Here is a 17151-nt window from a genome sequence, read left to right on the forward strand (position 1 = left end):
CATTGGCTCAGGAGGCCCGGTTCGGCGTGCCTCCTGACAGCCTCAACGTCGTCCCCGCTGAGCCAAACTCAGTTCAAGCCGACTACGCTATGCGGCACGTATGGCTCCTCGAGTTCGCGGACCTCGTCGTCGCTTAGCTTCACGGCCAAGGAAGCGACGGCATCCTTCAGATGCTGTAGCTTCGTTGCGCCGATTATAGGAGCCGTCACGCCCGCCTTTGTGTTAAGCCACGCCATCGCAACGAGGGATCGCGGGACGTTCTTGTCCTCTGCAATCTTTGCGACGACGTCTACGACGCGGCGATCCGCCTCGTCCGCGTGACCGTAGAACCGAGCGGTGACATTGTCGGTCTCGGACCTCAAACTGCTTTCCTCCCAAGGCCGGCTGAGGCGCCCGCGAGCCAGCGGACTGAATGCGATGATCCCCACCCCTTCAGCTTTACAGAGCGGCAACATCTCCCGCTCTTCCTCGCGATAAAGGAGGTTCATCTGAGCTTGCATCGAAACGAAACGCGACCATCCGGCAGCGTCCGACTTGTAGAGCGCGCGCGCAAATTGCCATGCGTAACAATTGCTGGCTCCGATGTAGCGAACCTTGCCGCTTCGAACGAGATCGGTCAGCGCTTCCAGCGTCTCTTCGATCGGGGTCGAATTGTCCCAGAAATGAATTTGGTAGAGGTCGATGTAGTCGGTCGCCAGCCGCTTGAGGCTGGCCTCAGCCTCCGCGATGATTGCTTTGCGGGAAAGTCCGACCGCATTCGCTCCGTTGCGCATCTTGCCGTAGACCTTGGTGGCAATGACAACCTCATCACGCTGCACCATCTCCCTGAGCAGCTTGCCGATGATCTCCTCGCTGGTGCCGTCCGAGTAGGCATTGGCCGTGTCGAAGCAGTTTATGCCCTGTTCGAGTGCCTCTTTGATAAATGGCCTACTGTCGTCTTCGGACAAGGTCCAAGCATGGTTGCCGCGATCGGCGACGCCGAAACTCATGCAACCAAGAACCAGTTGCGAAATTTTGAGACCTGACCGGCCAAGCTGACGATATTCCATCTGTCATCTTCCTTCTGATACGGTTTTAGAGCCGAACTTGGCGAGCGACTGCGCCAGCTCTGGATGAGATTTGGCATATTCATGGAGATCGATTCCGGCGACCGCGGCATCCCAGGCCGCACGAACCGCTCTGACACCCGCCGACGGCCCGCCGGGATGGCTGACGACGCCACCACCACAAAGGTAAAGGTGGTCAAGCGTCTGCTCCGTCCTTCGATAGGTCTCAGGCGCCTGTCCACCCCATTGACCCGAACAAACGACCGGTAACGGGCGGTCGGCATCACTGAAGATCGGTTTCTGGAGATCATGGAACGACTGAACGAAAGACGCGTCCGGCTCCCAGTATTTGGCGGCAATGCCGTTGATCTGGAATTGGTCGACGCCGAGAAGTCGCCAAAGCTGTTGGTAGACCGAGAAATCGAACCCAAGACCAGGATGTCGGGTGAGAAGATCCCAGCCGTTGCGATGGGCGTGCAAGACAAGGGACGACCGCCGACGCAGGAACAGAAAAGCGCCCATGCCGATCGAATTGATGTTGATGACAGCGGCGTTTCCACCCTCGCGCACGACCAAGTCGTGCTTGCGAACCATCTCGTCGGGATCGACGTCGGAAATGCCGAAGGCATACATCACCTTCTTGCCGGTGCGCTGCTCCTGATCCCGGATGATCGGCATGATCGCTTTCACCCGCGCCTCCAACGAGGAGTACGGTGGCGACATCAGTTTCTCGTCGTCCTTGATGAAGTCGACACCGGACGCGACGAGTTCAGCAACCACCTGCGCCGTTTCGTCCGGGGTGAGGCCGAGCGCGGGCTTGATGATCGTGCCGATGATTGGCCTATTGTAGACGCCGGTCAGACGCCGGGAGCCTTCGATCCCAAATTGAGGCCCCGGGTAGACGCCTTCAAACTCTGGAGGCAGCTGCAGGCCGACGACCCTCAGCCCGGTGAATTCCTTGATCGACCAGACCCCGCCCAATGCAACCGTGGTGACTGCCGCAAGGTCAGTTCCGACGGCCTCCAGGGGATAGGCGATTGTTGTCTCCGCTCGGTTGAAGACTTCGCCCGCTGCAGGGAGCGAGGGAACCTCGACAGAGTCCAGTTTCTCGAAAGCGACCACGCGCGCGGCCGCGCGCGCCTTCAGTTGCGGCGTCTCTCCCGGCAGGTCAACAAATGTACCCGTCGACTGGTCGCTTCCGATCTTGACCGCCAAGGCCTCAACGCTCCCGGCGGTCTCAATCCGATAGGTGACCAGAATGTCCGAGGGCCTGCGCTGAGCCAGATCCATCGCTATCATGCCTCCGGAACTGGCGCGGCTTCAGGGATGAGGCCCGACGACTTCAGGTCGGCCCAGAACGCAGCCGGAACCGGCGTCGAGATCGCGGCGACGTTTGCGGCGACGTGTTCGGGCGCCAGCGCTCCCTGTACCACCGCGGTCACTGCAGGATGTGCGTAGACAAATTGTGTCGCTGCAGTCGCAAGCGAGACGCCATGGCGCTCGCAGACGGCTTCGAGCGCCTCGACCTTGCGGACGATCGCTTCAGGCGCGGGCTGGCAATCGTAGGTGCGGGTGGTTGTCATCGACTTGCTACCCTCGGCGAGGATGCCGGAGTTGTAGATGCCAGCCGCAATGATACCGATGCCGCGACGCTGCATTTCTGGATAGAAATGGTCGAGAGCGCCGTGGTTGAGCAGGGTGTAGCGCCCGGCGACCATGGAGCAGTCGAGATCAAATTCCTCTGCCACCTGCAGGACCGACGCGGTTTCATTGACGCCGAGGCCGATGGCCTTCACGGAGCCTGTGCTGCGCAGCTCGTCACACGCCTTGTAACCGCTCGATCTCAGCGCCGAAAGGTGGGTGCTATACGCCTCGCGGTGCCATTCGCCGCTCACGTCGTGGAGATAGAGGATGTCAATGTGGTCCATACCCAGGCGCTGCTGGCTATCTTCGAAAGCGCGCATGATGCCGTCATAGGAATAGTCGTAGTCATCGACGAATGGCAGCGCCTTCACCCAGTCGATGCCGTAAAGGCTCTCGGCGCGCTTTGCGCGGCTTTCCGGCTTGAGTATCCGCCCCGCCTTGGTGCTGACCACGACCTTGCCGATGAGATCGTTGTTGCGAAGGACATGGCCGAGGGAATGCTCGGACTTTCCAAGGCCGTAAAGGGGCGCGGTGTCGAAATAGCGGACACCCAAGTCGTATGCCTTGAGGACGACCGCCTCGAAAGTCTGGAAGCTCACATCGACATTGCACCCACCGAGCGGCGAGGTACCCAGCCCTAGCGAGGTCAGCGTCACATCGGTCTTTCCAACTTTTCTCTTCAACATGATGGTCGATCCTATTTCCCTGGTGTAAGGCGGACGGCCGTATGGGCCGTCCGCCGTTGTCCGATTACATGTACTTCTCGACATTGGTGGAATCGAGCACGAGCCACGGCACGACGTAGTCCTTCTCGGTGCCGCCCTTCCATTCCATCAGCGAGCCCCAGATTTCGGACTGCGGCTTGTAGCTCTCGCCCTTGATCGCCCGCAGTGCGAGGTCGACCGCGCCCTGGCCTTCGGCGCGGGCGTACTTGTAGAGGCTGACCGCCATCTCGCCCTTCTTCACGGCGCGCTTTGCGTCCGGAATGCCGTCGATCGCAAGAACGGGAACGGTCTTGAGATCGATGCCGGCGCTCTTCATGGCTTCGATCGCGCCAAGCGCCATCTCGTCGTTTTCCGCAAGGACGCCGTTGATCTCACCCGGGTGTGCGAGCAACCAGTTCTCCATGAGCGCCTGACCCTCGGCGCGGCTCCAGTTGCCTGTCTTGTCTTCGATGAGCTTGAGGTTCGGGAACTTGGCGAGACCAGCGTCGATGCCTGCGCGGCGCTCGATCTGGGCCGACTGGCCGATCGGACCCTCCATGAGGACGACGTTGCCGCCGTTCGGAAGGCGCTTGGCGAGTTCCTCAGCGATGATCCGGCCGCCTTCGGTATCGTTAACGATGATGGACGCGGTGTATTTCATCGACTTGGTCTTGAGCGCCGACACGATAAGCGGGATTTTCGCTTCGGCGGCCTTTTCGATCGGCGGCGCCGAGGCCTCGAGGTCGAACGGTGACATGATGATCGCGTTGAATTGTTGGGTGATCGCTGTGTCGATCTGGTTCGCCTGTGTCAGTGGATCATACTTGCCGTCGAAAACGGTGATCTCGACCTCGCCCGATTTGACGGCGGGATGGTTCTGGATTTCCGTCGACCAAGCCTTCATGTACTCGCCGGACTCACCGAACGAGAGAGCCGCGATCCGAATTTTGTCCTGCGCGAAGGCGAAGTTCCCGCCAGCCAACGTCGCTACGGCGATTGCCATACCCACACCCGCATTGAGCAGGTTCCTCCTAGACATCTGCATTTCATATTCTCCTCTGGTTTAAGATACGTCCGGACGCGACACGCTGGGCCGGACATTGTCGCCGGCCTTCCCCGGCGGCAATTTCGGGATTGGTCTTATTTGCGGATTTGGTCGGCAATGACCGCGACCACGATGATCGTGCCCTTGAGGACCTGCTGGTAGTATGAAGACACGCCCATGAGGTCCATGCCGTTGTTGATCGTGCCGATGATGAGCGCGCCGATCAGTGTGCCGAGCAGCGATCCGCGGCCGCCCGCAAGGCTCGTCCCGCCGATCACGACGGCGGCGATCGCGTCAAGCTCATAACCGATGCCCGCTTGCGGCAGCGCAGCGGTGGTGCGAGCCGTCAGGACAAGCCCCGCAAGACCAGCCAGGAGGCCCGAGATCAAATAGGTCGCACCGACGATCACCTTGGTGGAAATGCCGCTCGTGCGAGCCGCCTTCTCGTTGCCGCCAACTGCGTACACATAACGGCCGAAAGTCGTATAGTTTAAAACGGTCCATCCAATCAGGAAGACGACGAACAGGATGACGATCGGTACCGGGATATACATGATCTGCCCGGAGCCGATCCACTTGAAGGGATCCGACAGATTCGGGATGGGGCGTCCTTCCGAAAAAATCAAGGTGAGACCGCGGGCCACGCTCAACATGCCAAGCGTCACTACGAACGGCGGGACCTTGACCGCGGCAACAAGCACGCCGTTCACCAAGCCGAGGCCGGCTCCCGCCGCGAGGCCCGCAAAGATACCGAAAAGCACGAACTGCTCGTTGGTCTCCGTTACGAGGCTGGCGGCGATCATGCCCGCGAGCGCCATTACGGAGCCGACCGATAGGTCGATGCCCTTAGTAAGGATGACGAAGGTCACTCCGATCGCCAGAATGCCGTTGATCGACGACTGGCGAACGAGATTCAGCCAATTCAACCATGTCATGAAGTACTGGTTCGCGAACGCGAAGAACGCGACGATCAGGAAAAACACGAGAACGATGCTGAACTGCCTGATCATTTCCCCGGCGCGGAAGTTTCCGGGCTTCGCCGCAGCGATGGTATTCATTACTCAAGTCCTCCCGTGAATGGGGCTATGACCGCTCATCAGCTCGCCATGTCCAGAAGCGTCTGTTGCGTTGCTTCGGCACCGTCGATGATGCTGAGGAGCTGCCCCTGTTTGAAAATCGCGATCCTGTCGCTGAGCTGCATGATCTCCGGTCCCTCCGAGGAGACCACGAGGACGCCGTTGCCCTTTGCCGCGAAGTCTCGCAGGAACGCGTAGATCTCCTGCTTGGAACCTTCGTCGATGCCACGCGTCGGTTCGTCGCAAATGAGAAGCTTTGGATTTGTCAGAAGGCACCGGGCCAGCACGACTTTTTGTTGGTTGCCCCCTGACAGAGTTTCGACGGCAACATCTGGCGACGCCGACTTGATCCTCTGTGAGACGATCATGTCTTGAACTGCGCTGCGCTCTTTGTCCCCGCGGATGAAACCGCTGATGGCCATCAAGGCCAGCGATGAAAGCGTGATGTTGTGGGCGATCGATGCCGAGAGCACGAGACCACTGTCCTTGCGATCCTCGGTCACCATCGCCATTCCACGTTGAATTGCGTCCTTAGGACTGCCTGGCTTGACCTTACCGCCGTTGAAGACAACTTCGCCTCCCGTTGGTGAGTGCAGCCCGAATATTGTCTCGAGGAACTCGGTTCGTCCGGACCCAAGCAGCCCGTAGATTCCGACCACTTCGCCGGACGCCACGTCTAGCGAGATGTCTCGGAAATGAGGCCCGCGCGCCAAGTTCGAGACCGAAAGCAGGATTGGCGCGTCTTCGAGAGGCTTGCCCTTCTCGACCAGCTTGACTTCACGGCCGACGATCTGTGTCACAAGATGACGGCGGTCGATGTCTTTGATGTTTCCAGTCTCGATGAAACGGCCGTCGCGGAAGACTGTGTACTCATCCGCGATCTCGAAGATTTCGGTGAGTTTGTGAGACACGTAGATAATTGCGGAACCGCGCGCGGTGATCTTGCGGAGCGCGTTGAACAAGACATGGACTTCGTGTTCGCCGATAGCAGATGTCGGCTCGTCCATGATGACGATATGTGCCCGATAGCTGAGAGCCTTCGCAATTTCAACGAGCTGAATCTGGGCGAGGCTCAGCTCCCCCATCTTCTTGGCAGCGTCGACTTCAAAGCCGAGTTCATCGAGGAATGCCTCGGCGTCCCTGCGCATCTGGCTAAAATCGACGAGCACGCCAAGTCGCTTCGGCTCGCGGCCAAGGTAAAGGTTCTCGGCGACGGTCATCTCGGGGACGGGGGAAAGCTCCTGCGTGATGATCGCGATGCCGTGACGCAAGGCGTCAGCGGCGCTTTTGAAGTCGACCTGCTCGCCATCGATCTCCACTATCCCTCCATCGCGGCGGAGCAGTCCCATCGTGATGTTTAGGAATGTCGACTTGCCGGCGCCATTACCGCCGCACAAGGCATGGACGGTCCCGGCCTTTAGAGTTAGTCGGCCATCAACGAGCGCTGGGACGCCGTTGAACGACTTTTCCACGCCCTCGGCCCGCAGAAGCACGCGTGCCGAAGACGACTGCGCAGTTCCCTGAACTGTTATCTTCTCAGTTGCGTTGACCATGATATGACGTCATACCTCATAAAAATCCAAATCTATGCCTCGTGTGTTCGGATCGCCTGCCTTATTGGATCTACGCGGCGTCCAGTTCGAGGATCGCGCGTGCCTCCTGGGGTGTAGCGGGCTCACGTCCGACCTTTTGGGCAATCTCAACAGCGCGCGATATGACTTCCGCGTTCGTGGGTGTGCCGAATTCGCGATAGGGATAGTCGCCTATTCCAATAGCCATGTGGCCGCCCAGACGGCAGATCGCAGGAGCAATGTTCAACAGATTGCCCCCAAGGCAATTGACCGTCCATTCGATCGGCCGGTCGTCGGGCAGAAATGCAAGATGCGCCATGAGACCCGCCTCGGTCGGCGGATGCCCGGTAATGTATCGCCCTCCCGTTAGGTGCAGGAGAAAGTAGGCGGGCCCCCTCACAAGGCCCGCGTCCATCAGAGCGATCGCGCGGCGCGTGAACCCGACAGACCAGGAAACCAGCTTCGGCTTTACGCCCTTTTCGGCCAAGGTACGCGCGTAGTGCGCGAGACTTTCGGTCGTGTTGAGATACAAACGTTCTGGATTTTCGAACCTGCGCGTCTCGGCATCCCAAAGCTCGAGATTGGCCGAACCGGTATCGATGGGCGCAATATCGGGCTTCGTAGCAGGGTCCAATGCCAGGGTTGCGACCGTGTCGATGCGCTTCATGGCGTCGGCATCATTCGAGATAAAGCCGAGCGTGGGAAGGATGAGTAGATCGGTCGCCTGCCTGACTTCGCGGATGATTTCGGCGTTTGCCTCAACGGTGTTTGTCGCACCGCCGTCGGCTGTCCTGGCATGATAGTGCAGAATCGCCGCTCCCGCCTTGCGGGCTGCAACGGCGGCCTCAACGATCTCGTCGGCGGTGTATGGGATATTAGGGTTGGATGTGCGCGGCGCGTACTCGTTGACCCTGGCTTCGAGGATGATTTTCTTTTGCATCTTTCGCTCCTTACGCCGCCAGATAACCAGAGGTGCCCGCCTTTGCCCGCAGGAAGAAGTCATCGGCACCAATCTGCCCGCCCTTCAGCATGACTTCGAGGCCATCGACTTCGGCGTCGCCCGGCGCATCCAGGCGGCAGACATGGCAATTTTGAACTTCGTCAAAAACGGCGATCTCGAGCGCTTCGGCGCCGATTGTCCGCATCGCATAGCTCGAACTGTCACCGCCCGAAAACACGATCCGCGGCAAGGAAACCGCGCGGCGCACGGCACGCGCAACGTCACAGTAGATGGCGCCCAAGCGTTCCGCGGGAACATCGCCGCCGGGCAGACGGCCGGTTTCCCCGCGAGCCGTGTAGATGATTGTAGGTCGACCGCGCACAAGGCTCTCGATCGCCTTCAAAGCAGCCTCCCGCGCAACTGCCTCAGCATCATCATCGGACCGGATTGTCGAGACATCCAAGTGGACAAGGTTCCACCCGGAAGCTTCGGCCACCGCAATCTGGCGCCCGGTTTGCAGGGCGCAACTGCCTGATAAGACGAGTAGATTTTCGACGCCGGCAATCTCCGTCTTGACGGGCTCCGCCGACGATAGCAGGCCCAAGCGGGCCCAAAGAGCGCCGAGTTGTTGTGCCAAGCCTTGAGCTGCTAGCGCGAACATCGGACGTGTCGGATACCGCGCCCAGAGCAGATCGGCGACAGCCACAAGATCCGCATTTTCGAGCCCATCGAAAATGACCCCTGCCCCCTCTTGGAAGGCCTTGAAGACACGCTCCTCCATTGCCGAGCGGTTCCGGATTGCGGGAAGCGTGACGTTGACGAATTCCTTATCTGTCTGCCCAGCCAGATGCATGCGCAGATCCGCCTCATGCATTGGCGTCCTGGGGTGGCGCGACATGCTCGGGTGCCGGTCGAGCCGCTCAATCCTGTCGGCAAAGCGCGCGAAATGATTTCCGAAACAGGTGTAGCGCCCGAAGTCCGGGGTCGCGGCGAGGACTGGAACGTCCCTCTTGCCGAAGTGAGCCGCAGCGCGCGCCAGAACAGCACCATAGCTTCCAACGGTGGGCGATGAGTCGAACGTAGAGCAGATCTTGTATTGGATAAGCGGACTGTTGAGGGTGCGCATGATCGAAAACGCACTGTCAAGCTCCTCGTCGAGCTCGACGCCGGACAACGCCCTTGCGGTACCGGCGAAGCCAAGCACATCATAAGACAGAGAATCTGTTGACGCCGTCTGTGCTGAAGGGCGTGCGAGATAGAGTTTTCCCTTCACACCACTGCGATGGAACTGCGCCAGGTTTTCGGAAGAACCCGTGAAGTCGTCGCCGTAAAACACGGCCTTGAGCTTGCCAGCTGATGTCATCGGATCCTCCCAATATCCCGGCCGAGGATATCTTCCTCCATACATCAGCCGGGCTTCACTCTTGACAATACTCATAGAAGCAGCTCATAACTCTGTCAAGGTCATACCTTATACCTTATACCTCATATCGAGAAAATTGGAGGACGACGAGATGAGACTTTCTGGACGCACTGCCGTGGTGACGGGCGCTGGCCGGGGCATCGGACTGGCAATCGCTGAAGCCTATGTTCGCGAAGGCGCGAATGTCGTTATCGTCGACCGCGATCTGGAAGTGGCGAACGAAGCCGCCGAGCGGCTTGGGGAGCGGGCTTTGGCCGTCCGCGCCGATATTTCCGTCAACGAAGACGTTGAGACGATCGTTAAGGAAACGATTGGCCGATTCGGCACGGTCGACATACTCGTGAACAACGCGGGCGTGGGCGCAACCACTCTGTTTCTCGAAAGCTCACGGGAGGAATTCGAACGCGTCGTCCGGATCAATCTGACCGGAACATTCCTCGTGGCGCAAGCCTTTGCTCGGATCATGGCCGCCAAAGGCTATGGGCGGATCATCAATATCGCTTCGCTGTCCGGTCAGAAGGGAGGTGTCGGGCGTTCGGCCTATGGAGCCTCAAAGGCCGGCGTCGAACTCCTCACGAAGGTTATGGCGGTCGAACTCGCGGAATCGGGAATCAATGTGAATAACATCGCACCGGGCCCGATATTGACCGAGGTCTCGAAAGTCATGCACACGGTCGAAACGCGTGACGCCTATCATCGGCTCGTTCCGCAACGCCGTTATGGCGAACCATCGGAAATCGCTGATGCCGCGGTGTTCCTGGCGAGCGACGATGCTGCCTATATTACGGGGCACACCCTGAACGTCGACGGCGGCTTCCTGGCCGCTGGCCTCATGTTCCCATTCGATCCAAAAGCCTCGAAGCGGCTGGGACAAATCAGCGAATAACCTGGAGAAGTGGCCAGTTCGACGTTCGGCATTTGTCGCAAGCGGGAAAACGCGGTATGACCTCGTACCTTTTCGATTTCTGATTGGAGCGTGACCAGGAATGCTGTCTGTTGACCCAAAGAAAATCCCAAGCCGGCTGGACATAGCGCTCGACTACATTACGGGCGAAATTGCCAAAGGCAACCTCGGGCCTGGTGACAAACTTCCCAATGAAAAAGAGCTGGCCCAGCTTCTCGGGATCAGTCGCACTCCAATCAGAGAGGCGATCAAAACGCTCGCGGTCTCGGGTCTTGTCGAGACGCGTCATGGCTTTGGAAATTACATCCGTAAGGACGAAGGCCTTCCGGCGATGCCGCTCGCGATGTTTCAGCTCTATCTTCAGAGTTCGACGCCTGAGATGCTGATGGAACTGCGATACATTTTCGACCGCAACTGTTCAGAACTCGCGTCGCTGCGGCGTACGGACGAAGACCTCGCCACGATGAGAGAGTGCATCGACCGACTAAAAAGGCTGTCGGAGGATGCGAACTCCGCGATCGAAGATCTCCTCAAGGCCGATCTCGATTTCCACCGAGCAATATACAAAGCCGCCGGAAACCCGTTGATCGTCGTGATCGCCGACTTCGTGCTGACGATGGTCGCGCCTTGGGTGCAAAAGTCGCTAGAGGTCAGTGGCAAATGGCGCGCAGTCGATCTCCACGAACACATGTTTCAGATGATCCGGGACAGAAAGACAGGTGACCTCAGCCGCGAGAGCGTCGAGGAAAACATGGAACACTTCCGCACATCCCTGCTGAAATGACAGCCAGGGCATCACGTCAAGGCGTGGTGCATCTTGCATTTCCCGCAGGTCGCACTGCGATCATCACCGGCGGCATCTGAAGGCAGACGCGAAGCCCGGATACCGTATGCCGCCCGGCCTATTCGCCGGGTTCTGAAAATTGCCAGAAAACGATAATGCGCCAGGCTGATTGCGCCTCGCGCGTCCACCGCGAGCAATGCTTGCCCAGCCTTCCAACTAGCGGGCGTGGTATTTCGTATCGACCTCGTCGATGGCGGCAACATTGCTGGCCGAGCGACCGTTCTCGTCGAACCTCTGGGCGAGGAATGAGTCGACGATCGTCTTCGCAAGTTCCGATCCAATGACGCGGGCGCCCATGGTAATGATCTGGGCGTTGTTCGACAACGCCGCCCGCTCGGCGGAATAAGTATCGTGTGTGAGGGCTGCCCTAATACCCGGCACCTTGTTTGCCGAAATGCAGACGCCGATCCCGGTGCCGCACACCAGGATGGCCTTGTCATAGGTGCCGTCGAGCACGCCGTTGGCGACCCTGTCGGAGAGGTTCGCATAGAAATCGTCGAGACCGGCGTCCGTCCGGGAGACCTCGAACACCTCGAAACGGTCCTTGAGATAATCGGCGAGGACCTTGGCGAGGCCCTCGCCCGCGCTGTCGCCTGCTACTGCAATTTTCATCTTCATCACTCCTCAGATTTTGGCCGCGCACTTTTCGAGGATGTCGAGGTAGCCCTCGATCTTCCAGGCCGAGCGGCCGATGAACAGCCCATCGACATGAGGGCAGGATATGAGCTCTTCGCAGTTGTCTGCGTTGACCGAACCGCCGTAGAGGCAGGGAATGCGCCGGCCGAGCACGGCTTCCGCGAACGCGACGATCTCGGCCTGGCGGGCGTCGGCGTAGTCCGCTGTCGCGGGGATCCCATCGACGCCAATGGCCCAAACAGGCTCGTAGGCAAGCAGTATCGGTTTGTGCTTCTGGTCGGTAGAAAGGCTTCCCAACGCGCCGCGAACCTGGCGCTCGAGGACGTCGCGGGCTCGCCCGGCCTCGCGTTCGGAAAGTGTCTCCCCTATGCAGATGAGCGGGATCAAGCCGTGGCGAACCGCCGCCTCTACTTTCAGTCCTACCGTCACGTCCGTCTCACCGAAATGTTCACGCCTCTCGGAGTGACCAAGCTCGACGATGTCGAGGTTGCAGTCCTTAAGCATCAAGGGCGAAATCTCGCCCGTCCAGGCGCCGTCCTCGTCCCAGTGCATGTTCTGCGCGCCGACCTTTACCGACGTGCCCGCCAATGTGGTCTTCACTTCCCGGACAACAGTGAAAGGAGGGATGACAAAGCGCTGGATGCGCGGATGGGACGTGATGTCTGCGGCCCTGAGACCGTGCGCAAACTGCGCGGCATCGGCAAGCGTCTTGTTCATCTTCCAGCTGGTGCCAATCCAGAGGGTTTTCTTCTCGGTCATGTCCCGCTTCACCACGTTTGCGTTCGAACTGCTGTGACCGACCTAGAGCGAGCCGGCTCGATACCGCTTCGCCATTTCCGCGAGTGGCACGACGTTGATAGAGCTTGCGCGCCCTGCCGTTCCGAAAGCTTCGAATCTTTCGCGACAAAGCTTCGAAAGCGCCGTCATTGCGGGCTTCAAATATTTGCGAGGGTCGAATTCTGTCGGATCTTCGGACAGCACTCGGCGCACCTGCCCGGTCATTGCCATGCGGCAATCAGTGTCGATGTTGACCTTTCGCACACCATGCCGAATGCCGCGCAGGATTTCCTCGAGCGGCACGCCCCAGGTGGGCTTCATCCGCCCGCCGAAGCAATTGAAGATTTCCTGCAACTCCTCCGGCACGCTCGACGAACCGTGCATGACGAGATGCGTGTTCGGAAGTTTCCGGTGGATCGCCTCGATAACATCCATTGCCAGCACGACTCCGTCCGGCCGGCGTGAGAACTTGTAGGCGCCATGGCTGGTGCCCATTGCGACGGCAAGCGCATCCACCTTGGTCTCCGCGACAAATTTCGCCGCCTCCTCCGGATCGGTCAAAAGCTGATGCGGATCGAGCTTGCCTTCGACGCCGTGACCGTCTTCCGCCTCGCCCGTACCGGTCTCAAGCGAGCCCAGAACGCCAAGCTCCCCTTCCACCGAAACCCCTGCCCAATGGGCCGTGTCGCTGACGCTTCTCGTGACCTTGACGTTGTAGTCCCAATCCGCCGCGGTTTTCCCGTCAGCAAGTATCGATCCGTCCATCATGACGGACGTAAAACCATGCTGGATCGCGGTGACGCAGGTGCTCGGTTCGTTTCCGTGGTCAAGATGGACGCAAACGGGGATATGCGGAAAGATTTCCGTCACAGCCTCCATCATGTGCTTGAGCATGATGTCGTTGACGTAGGCTCGGGCCCCACGGCTCGCCTGGAGAATCACAGGCGAATCCGTTCCGTCGGCCGCTTCCATGATGGCAAGCGCCTGTTCCATGTTGTTAATGTTGAACGCCGGGACGCCGTAGCCGTGTTCGGCGGCATCATCCAGCAGCTGGCGGAGAGTAATCCTGGCCATGACGTGTTACTCGCTGGTTGGATTGGAATTGAGATAGCTTGCGATCACGTCGACCTCCGTCGCCGAACCGAAAACCAGCGGCGTGCGGCAATGGTGAGAGGTCGGGATCTTGTCCAGGATGGCGGTCGTGCCGTCGGTGGCCCGCCCCCCGGCCTGCTCCATCAGGAACGCGATCGGATTCGCTTCATACACCAGGCGAAGGCGCCCATTTTCAAAGCCGGGCCGCTTGTCGCCGGCGTAGAAGAACACACCGCCCCTGATCAGGATCCGGTGGAGCTCTCCGACTGCCGATCCGAGCCAACGCATGTTGAAATCGCGGCCGCGCGTTCCCTCCTTGCCGGTCAGACAATCCTGAAGATACAGGCTCATGGCAGGGTGAAGGTGACGGTGGTTGGAAGCGTTATATGCAAGCTCGGACGTGTCGCGAGGTATCTGAACCTGCCTTTTGACGATCAGGAACTCGCCGGTTTGGGGATGCATCGTCGCCAGCAGCACACCCTCACCGACCGAAAATCCCAAATCGACCGTGTTGCCGAATGAGACATAACCGGCCGCGGCCTGGCGCTTTCCAGGGGTTAAAAAGGGATCTTCAGCTTCGCAGAAAGGCATGATCGAGAAGATCGTGCCGACGGGAGTGCCCAGCCCGACATTGCCTGAACCGTCGATCGGATCGATTGCGACCGCAAAATGCTGGCCATTGAGCATAAGTGGCGCGTCGGCCTCCTCGGACAGGACCCTGGCAGCGCCTGCGCGTGCGAGTATTTCGATGAACAACTCGTGCGACGCGATGTCGATTGCCTTTTGCGCATCACCGTCGGTATTTGATCCGACAAGGTGGGCCAGATCGCCCTCCAGGGAACCGGCTGCGATGCGTGCGGATAAAAGACAGGCGGCATCCAACACACCGTTTATTAGAGCCGCCACCCCCTGACGGGACAAATCTTCACCAGCCCAGGTCGAGAGGTACTCATCGACAGAACCATACTGGACGCCCGCTTCGTCATTTCCGGGTGTCGCCGGCGCGCTCATTGCTTGCCCCTTATCCTTGCTAGGGCGCGCGTGACGATTGCGTCACGCGTGATCCCAAATTGCTCGTACAGCGTCTCGGCCGGCGCAGACGCTCCGAAGCCGGACATCCCGATCACGTCGTCTTCGCTGTCGACATACCTAGTCCAGCCGAACTTCGAGAGCGCTTCCACGGCAATGCGCGGCGCGTTGCCGAGGACCGAGCTGCGGTAATCCTTGGGCTGCTGTTCGAAGAGATCCCAGCCCGGCATCGAGACGACAGCGGCGGGAACGTTTCTCGCCTCAAGCTCGTCGGCAGCCTGGATCGCAAGCGCGACTTCCGTTCCAGTGGCGATGATTGTGACGGCACGTTCGCTGCTCGCTTCCCGCAGCACATAGGCTCCCCGTGCGCAGCGATTGATGCCGTCACGCTGGGCGCGCAGTTGCGGGACATTCTGCCGCGAGAGCGCCAAAACCGACGGCGTGTTCTTGCTGGTTATTGCAAGATCCCAGCATTCCAGCGTCTCGATGGTGTCGGCGGGCCGGAATACATGCAAGTTCGGCATTGCCCTGAGGCTGGCAAGATGCTCGACCGGCTGGTGCGTCGGACCGTCTTCGCCAAGACCGATCGAGTCATGCGTCATCACGAAGATAGAGCGGACGCCCATCAGAGCCGCCACACGAATGGCATTGCGGCAATAATCCGAGAAGACGAGGAACGTGCCACCATAGGGTATGACGCCGCCGTGAGCCGCCATACCATTCATCGCGGCGGCCATGGCAAACTCTCTAACGCCATAGCTGACATACCGCCCGCTTGCAGCGGCGGTGAAATCGCTGTCGACGGCCGGAACCCGGGTCAAGTTTGAGTGGGTGAGGTCAGCGGACCCGCCGATCATTTCCGGAAGCAGTTCCGTCAGCGCTTCCAGTGCGATCTGGCTTGCCTTACGCGTTGCCACTGATTGCGGCTTGTCGAGCAGCTTTGCCTTGGCGGCGTTGACCGCTTCCTCATATCGCGCTGGCAATGAGCCGGCGGTGCGGCGTTCAAACTCACTTCTGACATCTGCGCCCGCTGCTTCGAGCCGCGCTTGCCAGTCCTTGCGCGCCTTGGCGCCCTTCGCGCCGACTTCGCGCCAAGTTTTGAGGATTGGAGCAGGAATCTCAAAAGTGTCCGCCGTCCAGCCATAGACTGCCTTCGTCGCGGCGGCTTCGCTGGCGCCGAGCGGTGCACCATGTACGGAGCTTGTTCCTGCCCTCGACGGAGAGCCGTATCCAATGATGGTTTTCAGGGCTATGAGGGATGGTCTGGATGCTTCCGCCTTTGCCTGCGAGATCGCCGCGTCGATCGTATCCGGATCATGACCGTCAACGCGCTGCGTGTGCCATCCGTACGCGTCGAACCTCGCGAGCACATCTTCCGAAAACGCGATTGCGGTCGAGCCGTCGATGGTGATGGAGTTGTCGTCGTAAAGGACGATCAACTTGCCGAGCTGCAGGTGGCCGGCCAGCGAAGCAGCTTCCTGACCAACACCTTCCATGAGACACCCATCTCCACAGAAAACGTAGGTCCGGTGATCGACAAGCGCTGCGCCAAATTCGGTTGATAGGCGCCGCTCCGCGATAGCCATTCCGACAGCCGACGCAATCCCCTGTCCGAGCGGCCCGGTGGTCGTCTCGACGCCAGCGGTGTGCCCGTATTCGGGATGACCTGGCGTTTTGGAGCCCCATTGGCGGAAGTTGCGAACCTGCTCAATCGTCATGTCTTCGTACCCGGTGAGGTGCAGAAGGCTGTAGAGCAGCATCGAGCCATGGCCGTTCGACAGGACGAAACGATCGCGGTCCGGCCATCCAGGTTCGCTTGAATCGAACTTGAGGTGCCGGCCGAACAGCACCGCCGCCGCATCAGCCATGCCCATGGGCATTCCGGGGTGCCCGGACTTTGCGGCCTCAACCGCGTCGATTGACAGGACACGGATAGCGTTCGCTAGATCGCGGATCGAAACTGCTGCTGTCAATTCTTCCTCCCTCATAAACCGCGACCAATGTGGCGCACTTTTCTAGATATCACAGTATCAAAACACAAAATAACGCATTATATACGACAAACATAACAATATCACATTCCGCTGCAAAAAGTCTGCCCATCGACATCATACCTCATACCTTATACCTCCCTATTTGCGCAATAGCTTTTATTTGGCTACCCCGTCGATCGGGAGCCGTAAGGATCGTCCCGGTCGCTTTCACGGGGCGGTCTGCCTCGATCCGTTTGGTGGCAAACGGACAAGACGACCACCGTGATGCCTACCGCGTTGGGCACTCACCCATATGCGGGATGCTCAATTCGGCTCGCCGATTTTTCCCGACATTTCTTCAATTGACAGCTTCTACAAATGCATTAACGTATACGTTATTGGATTCGAGGAACTCAATAGGCCTTAAAGGGAGGAACCGAAATGCCT

General features: G+C 59.3%; 15 protein-coding genes. 2 read left to right on the top strand and 13 right to left on the bottom strand.

Going from position 1 to position 17151, the window contains the following annotated elements; genetic code table 11:
• Window positions 1–68 precede the first annotated feature (68 nt).
• The 8 genes from ATY77_RS18775 to ATY77_RS18810 all read right to left on the bottom strand — a co-directional run bounded on the left by ATY77_RS18775 (window position 69) and on the right by ATY77_RS18810 (window position 9389).
• The gene (locus ATY77_RS18775; protein ID WP_013984676.1) at window positions 69–1049 is read right to left on the bottom strand and encodes an aldo/keto reductase; all 981 of its coding nucleotides are present in this window, start codon (window positions 1047–1049) and stop codon (window positions 69–71) included.
• A 3-nt stretch (window positions 1050–1052) separates the two neighbouring features.
• Entirely contained in the window at window positions 1053–2336 is a 1284-nt protein-coding gene (gene oiaX / locus ATY77_RS18780) for a 3-oxo-isoapionate-4-phosphate decarboxylase OiaX (protein ID WP_088688527.1), read from the bottom strand.
• 5 nt (window positions 2337–2341) lie between these two features.
• Window positions 2342–3376 (bottom strand): aldo/keto reductase, encoded by a 1035-nt coding sequence (locus ATY77_RS18785; RefSeq protein ID WP_013984674.1) that lies wholly within the window; start codon window positions 3374–3376, stop codon window positions 2342–2344.
• 64 nt (window positions 3377–3440) lie between these two features.
• On the bottom strand, window positions 3441–4439 hold the full coding sequence (locus tag ATY77_RS18790; protein WP_245314368.1) for a substrate-binding domain-containing protein: 999 nt from the start codon (window positions 4437–4439) through the stop codon (window positions 3441–3443).
• A 95-nt stretch (window positions 4440–4534) separates the two neighbouring features.
• Window positions 4535–5497 carry a sugar ABC transporter permease gene (locus ATY77_RS18795; RefSeq protein ID WP_088688529.1) on the bottom strand — a complete coding sequence of 321 codons (963 nt, stop codon included), beginning with the start codon at window positions 5495–5497 and terminating at the stop codon, window positions 4535–4537.
• Between the two features lie 38 nt (window positions 5498–5535).
• Entirely contained in the window at window positions 5536–7068 is a 1533-nt protein-coding gene (locus tag ATY77_RS18800; RefSeq protein WP_088688530.1) for a sugar ABC transporter ATP-binding protein, read from the bottom strand.
• Between the two features lie 70 nt (window positions 7069–7138).
• Window positions 7139–8026 carry a 3-keto-5-aminohexanoate cleavage protein gene (locus ATY77_RS18805; RefSeq protein WP_028753509.1) on the bottom strand — a complete coding sequence of 296 codons (888 nt, stop codon included), beginning with the start codon at window positions 8024–8026 and terminating at the stop codon, window positions 7139–7141.
• A gap of 10 nt (window positions 8027–8036) precedes the next feature.
• The gene (locus ATY77_RS18810) at window positions 8037–9389 is read right to left on the bottom strand and encodes a four-carbon acid sugar kinase family protein (protein WP_088688531.1); all 1353 of its coding nucleotides are present in this window, start codon (window positions 9387–9389) and stop codon (window positions 8037–8039) included.
• 151 nt (window positions 9390–9540) lie between these two features.
• On the opposite strand from ATY77_RS18810, the gene ATY77_RS18815 reads away from it, so the two are divergent.
• Together ATY77_RS18815 and ATY77_RS18820 are read left to right on the top strand one after the other, a co-directional pair.
• Window positions 9541–10335: a 3-oxoacyl-ACP reductase family protein gene (locus ATY77_RS18815; protein ID WP_004129782.1), complete on the top strand. Its 795-nt coding sequence runs from the start codon at window positions 9541–9543 to the stop codon at window positions 10333–10335.
• Window positions 10336–10435: 100 nt separating this feature from the next.
• Window positions 10436–11137 carry a GntR family transcriptional regulator gene (locus tag ATY77_RS18820; RefSeq protein ID WP_004129783.1) on the top strand — a complete coding sequence of 234 codons (702 nt, stop codon included), beginning with the start codon at window positions 10436–10438 and terminating at the stop codon, window positions 11135–11137.
• A 216-nt stretch (window positions 11138–11353) separates the two neighbouring features.
• Here the strand turns inward: ATY77_RS18820 and ATY77_RS18825 are convergent, their stop codons facing one another.
• From ATY77_RS18825 to tkt, 5 genes are read right to left on the bottom strand one after another with little or no spacing between them, the layout of a single operon-like run.
• On the bottom strand, window positions 11354–11809 hold the full coding sequence (locus ATY77_RS18825) for an RpiB/LacA/LacB family sugar-phosphate isomerase (protein ID WP_040140203.1): 456 nt from the start codon (window positions 11807–11809) through the stop codon (window positions 11354–11356).
• A gap of 12 nt (window positions 11810–11821) precedes the next feature.
• Complete coding sequence (locus ATY77_RS18830) at window positions 11822–12592, bottom strand: triose-phosphate isomerase (protein WP_088688532.1); 771 nt, start codon at window positions 12590–12592, stop codon at window positions 11822–11824.
• Between the two features lie 42 nt (window positions 12593–12634).
• A complete protein-coding gene (gene fba / locus ATY77_RS18835) occupies window positions 12635–13684 on the bottom strand; it encodes a class II fructose-bisphosphate aldolase (protein ID WP_088688533.1) in 1050 nt (349 codons plus the stop codon).
• 6 nt (window positions 13685–13690) lie between these two features.
• Complete coding sequence (locus ATY77_RS18840; protein ID WP_088688534.1) at window positions 13691–14713, bottom strand: class 1 fructose-bisphosphatase; 1023 nt, start codon at window positions 14711–14713, stop codon at window positions 13691–13693.
• On the bottom strand, window positions 14710–16719 hold the full coding sequence (tkt, locus tag ATY77_RS18845) for a transketolase (protein ID WP_088688535.1): 2010 nt from the start codon (window positions 16717–16719) through the stop codon (window positions 14710–14712). The genes ATY77_RS18840 and tkt overlap by 4 nt, the downstream gene beginning before the upstream one ends.
• Window positions 16720–17151: the final 432 nt, after the last annotated feature.

Source organism: Rhizobium sp. R634 (genome assembly GCF_002211305.1).
In the GTDB taxonomy this organism is placed as follows: domain Bacteria; phylum Pseudomonadota; class Alphaproteobacteria; order Rhizobiales; family Rhizobiaceae; genus Rhizobium.

Coding starts and splice junctions, on each gene's coding strand:
- ATY77_RS18775 (WP_013984676.1), bottom strand. CDS start 1,049: ATGGAATATCGTCAGCTTGGCCGGTCAGGTCTCAAAATTTCGCAACTG.
- oiaX (WP_088688527.1), bottom strand. CDS start 2,336: ATGGATCTGGCTCAGCGCAGGCCCTCGGACATTCTGGTCACCTATCGG.
- ATY77_RS18785 (WP_013984674.1), bottom strand. CDS start 3,376: ATGTTGAAGAGAAAAGTTGGAAAGACCGATGTGACGCTGACCTCGCTA.
- ATY77_RS18790 (WP_245314368.1), bottom strand. CDS start 4,439: ATGCAGATGTCTAGGAGGAACCTGCTCAATGCGGGTGTGGGTATGGCA.
- ATY77_RS18795 (WP_088688529.1), bottom strand. CDS start 5,497: ATGAATACCATCGCTGCGGCGAAGCCCGGAAACTTCCGCGCCGGGGAA.
- ATY77_RS18800 (WP_088688530.1), bottom strand. CDS start 7,068: ATGGTCAACGCAACTGAGAAGATAACAGTTCAGGGAACTGCGCAGTCG.
- ATY77_RS18805 (WP_028753509.1), bottom strand. CDS start 8,026: ATGCAAAAGAAAATCATCCTCGAAGCCAGGGTCAACGAGTACGCGCCG.
- ATY77_RS18810 (WP_088688531.1), bottom strand. CDS start 9,389: ATGACATCAGCTGGCAAGCTCAAGGCCGTGTTTTACGGCGACGACTTC.
- ATY77_RS18815 (WP_004129782.1), top strand. CDS start 9,541: ATGAGACTTTCTGGACGCACTGCCGTGGTGACGGGCGCTGGCCGGGGC.
- ATY77_RS18820 (WP_004129783.1), top strand. CDS start 10,436: ATGCTGTCTGTTGACCCAAAGAAAATCCCAAGCCGGCTGGACATAGCG.
- ATY77_RS18825 (WP_040140203.1), bottom strand. CDS start 11,809: ATGAAAATTGCAGTAGCAGGCGACAGCGCGGGCGAGGGCCTCGCCAAG.
- ATY77_RS18830 (WP_088688532.1), bottom strand. CDS start 12,592: ATGACCGAGAAGAAAACCCTCTGGATTGGCACCAGCTGGAAGATGAAC.
- fba (WP_088688533.1), bottom strand. CDS start 13,684: ATGGCCAGGATTACTCTCCGCCAGCTGCTGGATGATGCCGCCGAACAC.
- ATY77_RS18840 (WP_088688534.1), bottom strand. CDS start 14,713: ATGAGCGCGCCGGCGACACCCGGAAATGACGAAGCGGGCGTCCAGTAT.
- tkt (WP_088688535.1), bottom strand. CDS start 16,719: ATGAGGGAGGAAGAATTGACAGCAGCAGTTTCGATCCGCGATCTAGCG.